This window comes from Acidovorax sp. (assembly GCF_022763525.1).
In the GTDB taxonomy this organism is placed as follows: domain Bacteria; phylum Pseudomonadota; class Gammaproteobacteria; order Burkholderiales; family Burkholderiaceae_C; genus Acidovorax.
This window is the reverse complement of record NZ_JALEGG010000240.1, coordinates 1-12,431: the sequence shown is the minus strand read 5'-3', so window position 1 is coordinate 12,431 and position 12,431 is coordinate 1. Positions and strand designations below refer to the sequence as shown.

Below are 12,431 nucleotides of genomic sequence, written 5' to 3'. Positions count from 1 at the left end.
TGGCCCCAGCCCGAACACGGGAAACCAGCCCCGGCTGGTGCAGTACATCAACCTGACTCCAGGCGAGGTTGCGTGCCACACCATTTGGCTGTAACCACGACTCCCATCGCCGCAATCGCTACTGAAACAATAGCAGTCTGCGCTTTTCCGCCAAGCGCTCCCGGCTTCAACGCCGCTCAGCGGGCGGTGCGTGCTTGCGCCGCTCGTACCGCCGCATCAGCGGCGTGACCGACACCCCGTGCAGCACCATGGACGCAACCACCACCGCCAGCGTCAACGACAACAGCCGCTCTGCGACGACCAGCTGCAGACCGTGCGTGATGGCGTACATGAGGTAGTACACGGAGCCGATTCCCCGGATGCCAAACCAGGCGATGAGGCGGCGCTGGCTACGCTGCACCAGCGACCCCTGCAGTCCGCCCGCCACGGCCAGCGGCCGAATGACGAACAGCAGCAGCGGCACAAACCAAAGCACCTCCGCGCGAAAGTCCACCACTGCGAGCAAAGCGCCCACCACCAGCACCACAGCCACCTCGGCAAGGCGCTCCAGCTGGGCATTGAAGCGCTCGACCGATTCCATAAAGTACCCCGGCACCTGCGCTGCCTCCACGGGGCTCCCTGGGGAGACTTCGCCCTGGGCGCAGGTCGGCGACGAGGCCACACGGCGCAGCGCGAGCCCCGCGGTGAACACGGCGAGAAACCCGTAGGTATGGCACAGCAAGGCAACTCCGTAGGACAGCGCGATCAGACCAGCACCATGAACTCGTCTGGCCCCAAGGCCTCGCGGCGGCGCACGCGCAGGTACAGGATGGCCCGTCCCACCACCGCACCCAGCGCGTAGCCCAGGGCCAGGCCGCCCGCCCCGGCCCACAGCAGATCAATGGCCCACCAGCGCCAGCCGCCTTCGCCCAGATCGTGCAGGGACATCAGCCCCAGGCCCAGCATCACCATCGGAAAAGCCGTGCCATCGTTGAACCCCCCTTCCCCGGTCAGCCCAAAACGCAAGCGGTCGCGGTCGTGCGGATCCGAGACCTGCACATCCGACGCAAGCACCGGGTCGGTAGGCGCCAGGATGGCGCCCAGCAATACGGCGACGCCCAGCGGCAGGTCCATGAGCCACACCCCAGCGGCTGCGAGGGCACCCACAGTCATCAGCATGGACACCGTGGCCAGTTGCACCGGGATGCGCCAGCGCCCATCGCGCCACGGGAGTTCGAGCTTGAGCCCGACGGTGAAGAGTGAAATGAGCACCACAATCTCGGTGAGGCGCTCCAAAAGCGAAGCGTCCTCGATCGGGTCCAGTACCAGCAGGCCCAACCCCCAGGGCCCAATGCCCACGCCTACGGCCAAGTACAGGATTGCGGAGCTCAGCGGCACGCGCGCAATGAACGAGCTGGTCAACGTCATGACCACGAGCAGCAGGCCCACCAGGGCAAAGGCCATCGCGGGCATCAGCTCATCAGACATGGAGGCGCAGGGCAGGACCAGGAGACATTCCGCCCACTGTGGCGTCCACGCCTTCCCACGTATGCCGGTCAGCTGCGTTCGGTGCTGTCAGCAGGCGCCACCTTTGCAGCACGCGTGGGGCCGCGCTACAAAGGAGAGCAGAGCCACTCTCACTCGGCCGCCTGCGGTTCTTGTCACAAATGTTGACATCCTCACGGGGAAGCGCACGGCGGGTGCACTTACAGTCGGCGCACCCTGACGGCCTCGCTTCCAGCTCCCGTCCGGCCCGGCATCAGAAAGGAACCCCATGGCCAACATCCTCGAAGTGAAGTACGAAAACCAAGCCGACGCCCGTGTGTGCGAGGTGGCCTATGAAACCCAGGCCGATCTGTGCTGGCATGAGGTGCCCTACCTCACGCAGTCCAGTGGAGACGCCATCTGGCACTTTGTGGCCTACCCCAACCAGGCCAGCTTCAGGATCTTCCGCGTCAAGCATGCCACGCAGGCCGACCTGAGAATTTTCAAGGTCAACACTCCCGAGCAGGCAGGCTGGCGCAACCGCGAACACCCCCTGCGCGGCAAGCTGGGATAGCAGTCAAACCACCGAGCCTCGTGAAGGACAGCTCATCCCCCCACGCACTTTTGCATCTGCTCCCCGAGGCCCGTGGCGCCCAGCCGCATCACGTCCCCAGGCTTGAGGAACCAGGGAGCGGGCTTTTGCCCCAGGCCCACCCCGGCAGGCGTTCCGGTCAGGATCACATCCCCCGGCTCCAGCGTCATGAACTGACTGATGTATGACACCACGGTGGGCACGCCAAAGATAAAGTGGCGCGTGCTGCCGTTTTGCACGCGCTGGCCATTCACCTCCAGCCACAGGTCGATGGTGTGCGGATCGGGCACCTCGTCGGCGGTCAGCAGCCACGGGCCGATGGGGGCGAAGGTGTCGTAGCTTTTACCCTTGTCCCACTGGCCGCCGCGTTCCATCTGCCAGGCACGCTCGGACACGTCGTTGGCCAGCACATAGCCCGCCACATGCTGCAGTGCTGCAGCCTCCGTCACGTCATGCGCGCGGGTGCCAATGACGACGCCCAGCTCAACCTCCCAGTCGGTCTTGGTGGCGCCGGGCGGAATGCGCACGTCATCGTTGGGGCCGCTGAGCGCCGTCACGGCTTTCATGAACAGGACGGGCTCCGCAGGCGGCTGCAGGCCGGCCTCGCGGGCGTGGTCGGCGTAGTTGAGGCCCACGCACACGATCTTGCCTACGCCCGCCACCGGGCAACCCAGGCGCGGCGCGCCATCAATGGCCGGCAGGCGGCTGGCATCCAGGGCGGCCAGCGCCAACAAGGTGCGCGGGTGGAGTTGGGCGGGTCCCAGGTCGGGCAGCAGCATCGACAGATCGCGCAGCGCGCCGGTAGCGTCGATCAAGCCGGGGCGCTCTGCACCGGGCTGGCCGTAGCGGACGAGTTTCATGGCACAAATTCCTGGTTCTTCGTTGAGGGGCGGGGGCCGGCAGTCCTTTCAACGGCCTCGCTGACACAGCATAGCGATCTCCACAAGCCAGCAGTGACGCAAATCGCCAACCCCTGCCTTGCTGCAACGCGAGGCCCGCCGCGAACGCAAGTCGCGGGGCGCGCGTAACATCGCACGCTGTGCGCCAGGCCATCCGCCACGCATACAACTCCTGATTTCATAGCTGCCAGCGCTTTCCCTACAAGCGCTGCAAGCCATTTTGACCCAAATCTTCCATGGCCTCCGCCACCGACTTCTCCTCTCCGGCACCGACCGCGCCCCTTCGCCCCCAGCCCCGCAGCCCGGCCGATCTGTTCTGGTCCTTCACCTGGCTGGCTTTGCAAGGGTTCGGCGGCGTGCTGGCGGTGGTGCAGCGCGAGCTGGTTGAGAAAAAGCGCTGGATGACCAACGAGGAGTTTGTGGAGGAGTGGGCAGTGGCCCAGATCATGCCGGGTCCCAACGTGGTCAACCTCAGCATCATGATTGGCGACCGCTACTTCGGCCTGCGCGGCGCCTTGGCTGCGCTGGCGGGCATGCTCACGTTTCCGCTGATCGTGGTGCTGGCCCTGGCAACGGTCTATGCGCAGTTTGCCAGCCACCCGGCCATGGCCGGTGCGCTGCGCGGCATGGGCGCGGTCACCGCCGGGCTGATTGCCGGCGTAGGTATCAAGCTGTTTGCATCGATCACCAACCACCCGCTCGGGCGCCCGCTGTGTGTGGCGTTTGCCGTGCTCACCATCGTGGCGATGGCGTGGCTGCGGTGGCCGCTACTCTGGATACTGCTGGGAATCGGGGGCGCCGCCTGCCTGCTGACCTGGAGAAAGCTCGCGCCATGAATGCTGCCTCCACCCTCACCGCGCCCCTGCTGGCCCTGAGTGCGGGCGACTGGCTCCAGTTGTTCCTCTACTACCTGTCACTGTCGCTGCTGGCGGTGGGCGGTGCCATTGCCACCGCGCCCGACATGCACCGGTTTCTGGTGGAACGCCAGGCCTGGTTGACGGACCCGCAGTTCAACGCATCGATCGCCATCGCCCAGGCCGCGCCCGGCCCGAACGTGCTGTTCATCGCCTTGCTCGGCTGGAACGTGGGCCTCAACGCAGGCGGCCCGGGCCTCGCGGGGTGGCTGCTTGGCGCCGTGGGCATGGCGGTGTGCATGCTGGGCATCATGCTGCCCAGCAGCCTGCTGACTTGGACGGCGACCCGCTGGGGCCACCGCAACCGCGAGCGCCGCGGGGTTCGCGCTTTCAAGCAAGGCATGGCTCCGGTGGTCATTGGGCTCCTGCTGGCCACCTCCTGGGTGCTGACCCGCGCCCATGGAAGCCCTGCCACCGCCTGGCCCGTATGGCTTCTGAGCGCAGTGACGGTGGTGCTGGTGTGGCGGACCAAGCTGCACCTGCTGTGGATGCTGGGCGCCGGTGCCGTGCTGGGGGCTGTGGGCTGGGTGTAGCCGCAGCCGCAGACGCAGCTGCTGCCGGTTACACGGCCCTGCAAGCCGGTGGACGGATCAGCTGATCCGCCGCCCGTTTTCGGCGTACACCGCCAGGTAGATCGCGTCGGAGCCGATGTAGGGCGCCTTGCTGCCAAAGCCCACGTTGAAGTCCCCCAGCGACATCGAACGGATGCTGGCCAGGCCGGCGCGCAGGCGCTCGCGCGTGAGGTCCTTGCCCGCGTTCTTGAGGCCCTCGATCATGATCTGGGCGTTGACCCAGCCCTCAAGCGCACTGCCGCTTTGCAGATAGGCCGCGTCTGCGCCCACCGCCTTCATGGTGGCCTGGAACTTGCGCACTGCCACCGACTTCTGGGTCGTGGCATCCGGGAACACCTGCACCAGGGCCAGCCCTCGCGTGGCCGCCGCCAGCTTGGGCATCTCCGACGCCACGACGGTGACCGACAGGCCCGCGAGCGGCACCCCCTGCGCCTTGGTCCGGAACGCCTTGACGAACGCCGTGTTGGCCGTGCCCGTGGTCGCCAGCAGCACCGCGCCCGGGCGCTCGGCCGCCACCTTGTCGGCCAGCTCCGCGCCGTTCTTGCCATCCACGGCCAGCGCAAACTCGCCCGCACGCTCCACCTTGATCTCGTCCAGCGCACGGGCCATGTCCTTCAGCACTTCCTTGCCGAAGGGGTTGTCGAGGTAGACCACGGCAATGCGCTTGAGCCCCATGTCCACGATCTGCTTGACCAGTCGCTGCGTTTCCTCGCGGTAGGTGGGGCGCACGAAGAACACGTGGCGGTTTTCGGGCAGCCGCAGCGACGTCGCTCCAGTCACCGGACCCACCGTGGGAATGCCCTTGGACTCCACCAGCGGAAGGATCGACGCCGTGTTAGCGGTGCCCAACGGGGAAATCAGCGCGAACACCGATTGCGACTCCACCATCTCGGTCACGTTCTTGAGCGTGCGGCTGGCCACATAGCCATCGTCCCGGGGCTCCATGCGGATTTCACGGCCATGCACGCCACCAGCCGCATTCACCTCGGCAAACGCGGCCTTCATGCCGGCCACCTGCTCGATACCCGCCTGACCCAAAGGGCCGGTCAGCGCGATGGAGCAGCCCAGGTGGATGGTTCGCGCAGTGAGGGCATCCTCGGCGGCCCTGGCCGTGTGGGCCCATGCAGGCAGGCCCGTGGCCGCCACCGCCTGGGTGGCACGCAAAAGAAAGTGTCTACGGCTCATGTCGATACGCCCGAAATAGTGCAAAGGTGGCGCAGGCTACAGCCGGGACGCGTTTGCGCGTGTCAGTTTCGCGACAGATATACCCTCCCGCCACCAGGGCTGCTGGACCAGTGGCATCCCATATCCGGGCACGCTCTAGGTTGGGATGCCATTGCAGCATCCGTGGGCAAGGTGCCCCGCCCCATCGTCAACCTGCGTCTTGAGGGACTCTGTTTTCCCCGCTGGGTGTGGTCTCCAGGTTGGCGCTTGTGGCTGCTGACATGAACCGGGAGCTTCTCGCATGTTCAACCGATTGCCACGGTGTGACCGCCGCAACTCCCTTCGGGCCATGGCCCTGGGTATGTGCGTCGGCCTGGGCATGGTTTCACTGGCCTGGGCAGAAGGCAGCCGCACGCTGTACCCCTCCACCTACCCCACCAGCGGCGGCACGTGCGCCAACACGTTCAACCGGGGATGTCGCGCCAACCTGGACCTCCAGCCAGGCAACCGCTATGTGGGCAAGATCCATCGCCGCACTTTCCTGTATGTCTACGCCGAGGCAGGCGAGTATGTGCTGCTGGGCTCCAGCAACCGCACGACGGGCGGCGACATCCTGGTCTACAACCCACAGGATTTCGGCACACCGGGCGACGAGACCTTGCCGGCCAGCGCCGACTTCTCCTGCGCTTCCAGCACGCCGCCTGCCGGCAGTTTTGGCGGAGGCACCCTGGGACAGCTGAGCTCGCGGGCCCAGGAACTGGCAGGCCCCCACAGCGCCGACGGCAGCGCCACCGTCACCGGCGGTTTCGCACCCTGCGCCTACCGCGCACCCGCGACGGGGATCTATGGCGTGCAGTTCATGCCCGCCACCAGCGGCAACACCAACCTGAACGCCGACATCTTCAACCCCCTGCCCAGCACCTCCACCGTGGCCGCCTGGGACGTCACGGTGCGGGCAACGGCCAGCAGCCTCAGCGATCTCCACGGCCGCCTGTTCACCTATGCCTGGCTGGGTTTCACAGGGGTGAACAACCGCCCCGTCTATTCCCGCCACGACTACGTGACGCTCGACGGATACCGCTACTCGCAGGCCCTGGCGGGGCTCGATCCGAATGGCTTTGCGCTATATGCCAACCGGCTGGGCTTTCTGGACAACGGGCAGCCCCTGTACAAGGGCGTGCGCGGCAGTGACTCGTTTGTAACGAACCTGGCGCCCGGCCTGTCAGCCCAGCGGCCGGAGTTTCCGATTTTCTTCAGCAGCGTTGCCCCTTCGGCGCCCCACGCGGCCGAGGTGGACAAAGTGCTCTCGGCGCTGCGTATTCCGCTCACGCCGCAATCCCCTTCGCTGTCGGCCACCACATTCACCGGGCGCCCGCCCAGCGGGGTTTTGCGCACCGTGCCAGGCGCGGGCGGTACATTCCGCCTTTCGATCGCCGGAGCTTCCACCTTCCAGATCGTCGTGAGCCGCGATGGCGTCGATTTCAGCCCCGCCAACACGGCCAACGCCGTGATCACGGACATCGCCGCCACGGGCACCCAGGACGTACCGTGGGATGGCAACGATGCCGCGGGCAACCCCTTCCCCGCCAGCGCCACGCCCTATGCCTACCGCGCATTCGCGCGGGGGGGCGAGATCCACTTGCCGATGATCGATACCGAGAACAATGGCGACGGCACCAGCACCGCCACGGCGACCTTTGGCGGCGGCCCCACCATCACCAAACTCAACGGACCGCAGGCCGGCAATAACACGGTGTACTTTGATGATCGGGGATACGTCACCCGCAGCGGCACGTTGGTCGGCCAGCTGAACGGAACCCTCTGCCCCAGTTCACCACCACCGGCCTCCAACCCCGCGCAAGCCCTGGGCGGTGCGGATTCGACGCTGGTCCATGGCGCATCGCCACAGCTGTACCGCTGGTGGCCCCCAGGCGCCAATGCCAACGCCGACTGCGCGGCCACCGGCGGGTGGGGCGACGCCAAGGGGCTGGACCTCTGGACGTACGTCACCAGCCCTGCCGCCAACGGTCAGCTCTGGATCGACCCGCTCCTGCGGGATACAGCGGCATCCCTCTTTGTGCCAGCCGCCGCCAGGCCAGGCACCCTGGTGCAGGGGCGCCTGGCTTTCGTGAACCGCGGCACCGACATGGCCACGGGGCTGCAGTACAGCCTGACCCTGGATCGCAGCTGCGCCGATACCGTGGTGAGCTTTGCCAATCTGCCCACCGGCGCTTCCGCCGCGTGCGTGGACACGCTGGGCCAAGGCCGCTATGTGTTCTCGGGCTTCCCGGCCACGCTGGCAGGCGGCGCATCGGTGCTTGGCGCCGATCCTGCGGCGCCCATGGCGTTCTCGTACACCGCCCCGGCAGGGGGATCGGTCACGGCCATTGCCTTGGTGGCCGGCGCCTCCTCGGACGACGTGCCCGCAAACAATTCCGCCACCGGCACCACGGTGATCAGCCCAGTGGATCTGGAAACGACCGCCAGCGCTCCGCTGACGGCACTGGCAGGCGAATCGGTGACCGTCCTGGCATCGTTTTCCAACATGAGCGGCACCCCAGCCTCCCCCTGGACCCCCACCATTGCCATCGGGGCAGCGCTGAATTGCCCCTTTGGGGTGCAACTGGCGAGCGCTCCGCCGGGCGTAACGATGGTCGGTTTCGACACAGCCACCTGTGCAGTGTCCCTCTCGGGCCTGCCCCCCACGCTGGCCGACGGGCAGATCCTGTCGCTGAGCTTTAGCTACCAGGCGCCTGCCCTGGGGCAAGTGCCCGTCACCACCACGGTGGCCACCCCGGGCGACGTCCATACCGGCAACAACAGCGCGACGGCCACCACGACCATCGCGGTGGTGAACATGGCGATCAGTTTGTCGGGCATGCCCTTGCAGGCGATTTCTGGGCAGCCCTATTCCGGGACATTTTCCTGTACCAACGCGGGGCTTCTGGACGCGGTGGGTGGCACGCGCTGCGCCATCGACTCTGGCCTGCCCCCGGGCCTGAGCCAGACGGGCTGCTTGCTGAACGGTGCCGCATGGGTGGCCGGCGACACTGTGCCGGCGGGCGCCGCCGTCATCTGCAGCGTGTCGGGCACGCCTGTGACCGTCGGACCCATGGTGATGGTGGCCAGTACCGCCGCCGCAGGCGATGCGATCCTGTCCGACAACACGGCCACCCAGGGGCTGGCGGTATTGCCCGCGCAATCCATCCCCACGCTTTCGAAGTCTGCGGCCTTGGCGCTGGCTGCGCTGCTATTGCTGGTGGCCGCGCGCCTGCGCTACCGGCGGGGGAAGATATGACCCGGCGCCCGGACGGGATCAAGAACGGTATCAGGTGCGCTGGCGCAGCGCCTCGTACAGGCACACGCCGCTGGCGACCGACACATTCAGGCTCTCGACGGCACCCTTCATGGGGATGCTGACCAGCTCGTCGCAGGTCTTGCGCGTGAGCTGGCGCATGCCGTCGCCCTCGGCGCCCAGCACCAGGGCCACGGGGCCTTTCAGGTCGACTTGGTAGATGGTCTTGGGGGCATCGTCGCTGGTGCCGATGCACCAGATGTTGCGCTCCTTGAGCTCGTTCAACGTGCGCGCCAGGTTCGTGACCATGAAGTACGGCATGGTCTCGGCGGCTCCGCTGGCCACCTTGGCCACCGTGGCATTGATGCCCACGGCATGGTCCTTGGGGGCAATCACGGCATGCGCGCCCGCACCGTCGGCCACGCGCAGGCAGGCGCCCAGGTTGTGCGGGTCGGTCACGCCATCCAGAACCAGCAGCAGGGGCTGCTCGATGCCATCGGCTTCGAGGTTTTCCAGCAGTTCGTCCAGCGACGTGACCTGGGCCACGGGCTCCACGCGCGCCGCCACGCCCTGGTGGCCATGGCTGCCAGCCAGCTTGGCGATGCGCACGCTGTCCGCTTCAATCAGGCGGGCTCCGGCCTCGCGGGCGCGATCGAGAAACTGGCGCATGCGGGCATCGCGCCGCGTGGCTTCGTAATAAATCTCGATGATGGACTGTGGCGCGGTCTTCAGACGCACGCCCACGGCGTGAAAGCCGAAGAGAACTTTGGGGCTGGACATGGTGGGATTATCCGCTGTCGGGGGGGACTGGCTCGGCAAAACTATCAATTTAATAGCTGCTGGCGCTTGCTGCGTAAGCGCAAGACCCCAAAAACACGCAAACCGCGGGTTCCCACCTGTCTCCACCTGCCAGCGGCAGCTTTACACGACCCGCCCAGCTTCAATAGTGATGCGCCGCTCGCACTGCTCGGCAATGGCGCGGTCATGGGTGACCAGCACCAACGTCGTGCCCTGCTCCCGGTTGAGGTCGAACATGAGCTTCATGATGGTCTCGCCGGTGGCAAAGTCGAGGCTGCCGGTGGGCTCGTCGGCCAGCAGCACGGCCGGCTGCACCACAAACGCCCGCGCCAGCGCCACGCGCTGCTGTTCGCCCCCGGACAGCACCTTGGGGTAGTGCGACAGGCGCTGGCCCAGCCCCACGCGGGCCAGCATGTCGGCCGCGGCCTTGCGGGCGTCCCGCCGGTTGGCCAGTTCCAGGGGCAGCATCACGTTCTCTAGCGCCGTCAGATTGCCCATGAGCTGAAAGCTCTGGAACACAAAGCCCACCTTCTGCGCACGCAGAGCAGCCCGGGCGTCCTCGTCGATGGCGAAGATGTCATGGCCATCGAGTCGCACCGTGCCGCGCGTCGGCGTATCGAGCCCCGCAATGATCGACAGCAAGGTGCTCTTGCCCGAGCCGGACGCCCCCACGATGGCGGCGGTTTCCCTGGCGGCCAGACGGAAATCGATATCCCGCAGAATGTCGAGGGTTCCGGTGGAATCCGTCACCGACTTAAAGACATGCTCCACGGCGATGATGGGAGGGGCAGAAAGGGGCTCGGGCGGCGTGGAGAATTCGGACATGAAAGGTTCTTTACTTTGATACGCGATCTGCAACGGCGCCACTTTATCCTGAGCGCTTCCATCGGAGTTCTGCTGGGGCTTTCAGCCCCGCACGCCATGGCCCAGCCGGCTGCCAAGAAAGCCGCGGCGCTGGCGCGCCCCGCGCTGATCCTGGTGCTGGGCGACTCGCTGAGCGCGGAATACGGACTGGCGCGGGGCACGGGATGGGTGGCCTTGCTCGAAAAGCAGTTGGCGCAAGAAAAGCTCAGCGCGACCATCGTCAATGCCAGCGTGAGCGGCGAAACCACCGCGGGCGGCCGCGCCCGCCTGGCCGCCCTCCTGGCCCAGCACAAACCCACCCATGTGGTGATTGAACTGGGAGGTAACGACGCGCTGCGCGGGCTGCCGCTGAAGAACACTGAGGAGAATCTTTCGGCCATGACCCAGGCCGCGCAGAAAGCAGGCGCCAAGGTGCTGCTGGTGGGCATGCAGGTACCCCCCAACTACGGCACCGACTATGCCAACCGCTTTGCAGGGCTGTTCAGCACCGTGGCCAAGGCCCACAACGCCGCGGTGGTGCCATTTTTCTTGAAGGGTGTGGCAGACGGGGCCGACCCGACCCGCCTGTTCCAGCCGGACCGCATCCACCCCCGCGCCGAAGCGCACCCCCAGATGCTGGCCAACGTCTGGCCAGAGCTCAAGAAGTTGTTGCCATAGCGCTCGGCAAACAATGCGGCCAGCCGGGCCTTGCGCGCGGCAATGGCCGCTCAGGCCGCGGGATCGGGCCGGCCGGCCCCTGCGGCCTCATCGTCGCCCCGCTGTCCATCGGCAGGTTGCCCAACCTGCGGATCGTCCGGCTTGCGCTGCGCCTTGGCCCTCAGCTTCTCCTCTTTCTTTTGTTTTTTGGCGAGTTCGCGCTGGCGCTTTTCGTATCCGTAGTTCGGTGTTGCCAAGGTAGTTGCTTCCTGAAGTTGAGGCCCACTGTAACAGCATGGCCCTTTTTCGCCGCGGCGCCCCTGGGGGCCGCGACCCGCGCTGTGGGGAGCGCGGCGGCCGGTTGTTTCATACGCTTGTCGCTGCCAGCCCTTCGACGGGCGGCACTGGCTCGACCGCCGCGCGGTAGGCATGCCAGCTGGCAAAACCCAGCACCGGCCCCGCCAGAAGCAGACCCGCACCCCAGAACCACAGTGAAACGGCCACCAGCGCAGTGATCAATGCGCCCCAGACAAGCATGGTCAACGGGTTCTCCAGCACCACCCGCATGCTCGTGATGCCCGCCGTCAGCGCATCGGTGTCACGGTCGAGGATCATGGGAATCGACACCACGGAAGTGGAGAACACCAAGGCCGCGAACACGCCGCCCACGAGCGCATACACCGCCACGAAACTCCAGTTCTGCGGGTTGAACACAGCCTGCAGCACACCCGTGGTGGAGGGCATTCCCGTGTTGAAGAACACCGCAAACACCACCAGCGAAGCCCGCCCCCACAGCAACTCAAGCACTACAAGCACCAGCACCAGCATGCCCATGCTGCCCATGTGGCTGTCCCAGCAGGTGAGGGAGGAGCTCAACTCGGGCCGCAGCCCCGCCTCGCGCCGTCGGCTGGTGTCGTACAGCCCCATGGCCAGGAAAGGCCCGAGCAGCAGACAACCGCTGGCCAGTGACATCGTGTACTCGGGCCGCGTGCGAAACACCCAACCCAGCAACAGCGCCATGCACCAGAAACACACGCCATAGAACACCGAGATGCCCGGCGCAGCCCGCACATCGCGCAGCCCCTTGGCCAGCCACCGGAAAGGGTCGGCCGGCCCCAGCCGCCGCAGGGCGATGGGCGGGGCCGTGGTGCGCGTCTGCGATGCAGCGACCGTGGCGGCATCGCTGGGCTCAGAGGAACTGGTGGCGGAATGCGAGGAGGTGGTAGTCATGCG

The 12,431-nt window shown here is 66.6% G+C and carries 13 protein-coding genes; 5 read left to right on the top strand and 8 right to left on the bottom strand.

The genetic code is table 11. From position 1 onward, the window contains the following. Positions 1 to 166 precede the first annotated feature (166 nt). Together MRY84_RS23195 and MRY84_RS23190 are read right to left on the bottom strand one after the other, a co-directional pair. Positions 167 to 721: a cation:proton antiporter gene (locus MRY84_RS23195; RefSeq protein ID WP_363317566.1), complete on the bottom strand. Its 555-nt coding sequence runs from the start codon at positions 719 to 721 to the stop codon at positions 167 to 169. A gap of 23 nt (positions 722 to 744) precedes the next feature. After that, complete coding sequence (locus MRY84_RS23190) at positions 745 to 1,467, bottom strand: cation:proton antiporter (protein ID WP_363317564.1); 723 nt, start codon at positions 1,465 to 1,467, stop codon at positions 745 to 747. Between the two features lie 286 nt (positions 1,468 to 1,753). Between MRY84_RS23190 and MRY84_RS18370 the strand changes: the two genes are divergently transcribed. Further along, positions 1,754 to 2,038 (top strand): DUF6150 family protein, encoded by a 285-nt coding sequence (locus MRY84_RS18370; RefSeq protein WP_291507139.1) that lies wholly within the window; start codon positions 1,754 to 1,756, stop codon positions 2,036 to 2,038. A 32-nt stretch (positions 2,039 to 2,070) separates the two neighbouring features. On the opposite strand, the gene MRY84_RS18365 is transcribed toward MRY84_RS18370, so the two are convergent. Then, positions 2,071 to 2,916, bottom strand: coding sequence for a fumarylacetoacetate hydrolase family protein (locus tag MRY84_RS18365; RefSeq protein WP_291507138.1), 846 nt, complete (start codon positions 2,914 to 2,916; stop codon positions 2,071 to 2,073). Between the two features lie 275 nt (positions 2,917 to 3,191). Here MRY84_RS18365 and MRY84_RS18360 point away from each other — a divergent pair, with 275 nt between their 5' ends. Both MRY84_RS18360 and MRY84_RS18355 read left to right on the top strand, forming a co-directional pair. After that, complete coding sequence (locus MRY84_RS18360; RefSeq protein WP_291507137.1) at positions 3,192 to 3,791, top strand: chromate transporter; 600 nt, start codon at positions 3,192 to 3,194, stop codon at positions 3,789 to 3,791. After that, positions 3,788 to 4,402 (top strand): chromate transporter, encoded by a 615-nt coding sequence (locus MRY84_RS18355; protein ID WP_291507136.1) that lies wholly within the window; start codon positions 3,788 to 3,790, stop codon positions 4,400 to 4,402. Before MRY84_RS18360 ends, MRY84_RS18355 begins: the two co-directional genes overlap by 4 nt. Positions 4,403 to 4,459: 57 nt before the next feature. On the opposite strand, the gene MRY84_RS18350 is transcribed toward MRY84_RS18355, so the two are convergent. Further along, on the bottom strand, positions 4,460 to 5,626 hold the full coding sequence (locus tag MRY84_RS18350) for an ABC transporter substrate-binding protein (RefSeq protein ID WP_291507135.1): 1,167 nt from the start codon (positions 5,624 to 5,626) through the stop codon (positions 4,460 to 4,462). A gap of 280 nt (positions 5,627 to 5,906) precedes the next feature. On the opposite strand from MRY84_RS18350, the gene MRY84_RS18345 reads away from it, so the two are divergent. Next, positions 5,907 to 8,903, top strand: a complete 2,997-nt coding sequence (locus tag MRY84_RS18345) for a hypothetical protein (RefSeq protein ID WP_291507134.1) — start codon at positions 5,907 to 5,909, stop codon at positions 8,901 to 8,903. A gap of 30 nt (positions 8,904 to 8,933) precedes the next feature. Here the strand turns inward: MRY84_RS18345 and rlmB are convergent, their stop codons facing one another. After that, positions 8,934 to 9,680, bottom strand: a complete 747-nt coding sequence (gene rlmB / locus MRY84_RS18340) for a 23S rRNA (guanosine(2251)-2'-O)-methyltransferase RlmB (RefSeq protein ID WP_291507133.1) — start codon at positions 9,678 to 9,680, stop codon at positions 8,934 to 8,936. A gap of 141 nt (positions 9,681 to 9,821) precedes the next feature. Then, positions 9,822 to 10,523 (bottom strand): ABC transporter ATP-binding protein, encoded by a 702-nt coding sequence (locus MRY84_RS18335; protein WP_291507132.1) that lies wholly within the window; start codon positions 10,521 to 10,523, stop codon positions 9,822 to 9,824. A 15-nt stretch (positions 10,524 to 10,538) separates the two neighbouring features. Between MRY84_RS18335 and MRY84_RS18330 the strand changes: the two genes are divergently transcribed. Beyond that, on the top strand, positions 10,539 to 11,219 hold the full coding sequence (locus MRY84_RS18330) for an arylesterase (RefSeq protein WP_291507131.1): 681 nt from the start codon (positions 10,539 to 10,541) through the stop codon (positions 11,217 to 11,219). Positions 11,220 to 11,269: 50 nt separating this feature from the next. On the opposite strand, the gene MRY84_RS18325 is transcribed toward MRY84_RS18330, so the two are convergent. Both MRY84_RS18325 and MRY84_RS18320 read right to left on the bottom strand, forming a co-directional pair. Continuing rightward, a complete protein-coding gene (locus MRY84_RS18325) occupies positions 11,270 to 11,455 on the bottom strand; it encodes a hypothetical protein (RefSeq protein ID WP_291507130.1) in 186 nt (61 codons plus the stop codon). Between the two features lie 109 nt (positions 11,456 to 11,564). Then, complete coding sequence (locus tag MRY84_RS18320) at positions 11,565 to 12,428, bottom strand: DUF2189 domain-containing protein (protein ID WP_291507140.1); 864 nt, start codon at positions 12,426 to 12,428, stop codon at positions 11,565 to 11,567. Positions 12,429 to 12,431: the final 3 nt, after the last annotated feature.

Bases quoted from the DNA above. Each gene is read 5' to 3' on its own strand.
- MRY84_RS18335 (WP_291507132.1), bottom strand. From the start codon at position 10,523: ATGTCCGAATTCTCCACGCCGCCCGAGCCCCTTTCTGCCCCTCCCATC.
- MRY84_RS18360 (WP_291507137.1), top strand. From the start codon at position 3,192: ATGGCCTCCGCCACCGACTTCTCCTCTCCGGCACCGACCGCGCCCCTT.
- MRY84_RS18370 (WP_291507139.1), top strand. From the start codon at position 1,754: ATGGCCAACATCCTCGAAGTGAAGTACGAAAACCAAGCCGACGCCCGT.
- MRY84_RS18350 (WP_291507135.1), bottom strand. From the start codon at position 5,626: ATGAGCCGTAGACACTTTCTTTTGCGTGCCACCCAGGCGGTGGCGGCC.
- MRY84_RS23190 (WP_363317564.1), bottom strand. From the start codon at position 1,467: ATGTCTGATGAGCTGATGCCCGCGATGGCCTTTGCCCTGGTGGGCCTG.
- MRY84_RS18365 (WP_291507138.1), bottom strand. From the start codon at position 2,916: ATGAAACTCGTCCGCTACGGCCAGCCCGGTGCAGAGCGCCCCGGCTTG.
- MRY84_RS18320 (WP_291507140.1), bottom strand. From the start codon at position 12,428: ATGACTACCACCTCCTCGCATTCCGCCACCAGTTCCTCTGAGCCCAGC.
- MRY84_RS18355 (WP_291507136.1), top strand. From the start codon at position 3,788: ATGAATGCTGCCTCCACCCTCACCGCGCCCCTGCTGGCCCTGAGTGCG.
- rlmB (WP_291507133.1), bottom strand. From the start codon at position 9,680: ATGTCCAGCCCCAAAGTTCTCTTCGGCTTTCACGCCGTGGGCGTGCGT.
- MRY84_RS18345 (WP_291507134.1), top strand. From the start codon at position 5,907: ATGTTCAACCGATTGCCACGGTGTGACCGCCGCAACTCCCTTCGGGCC.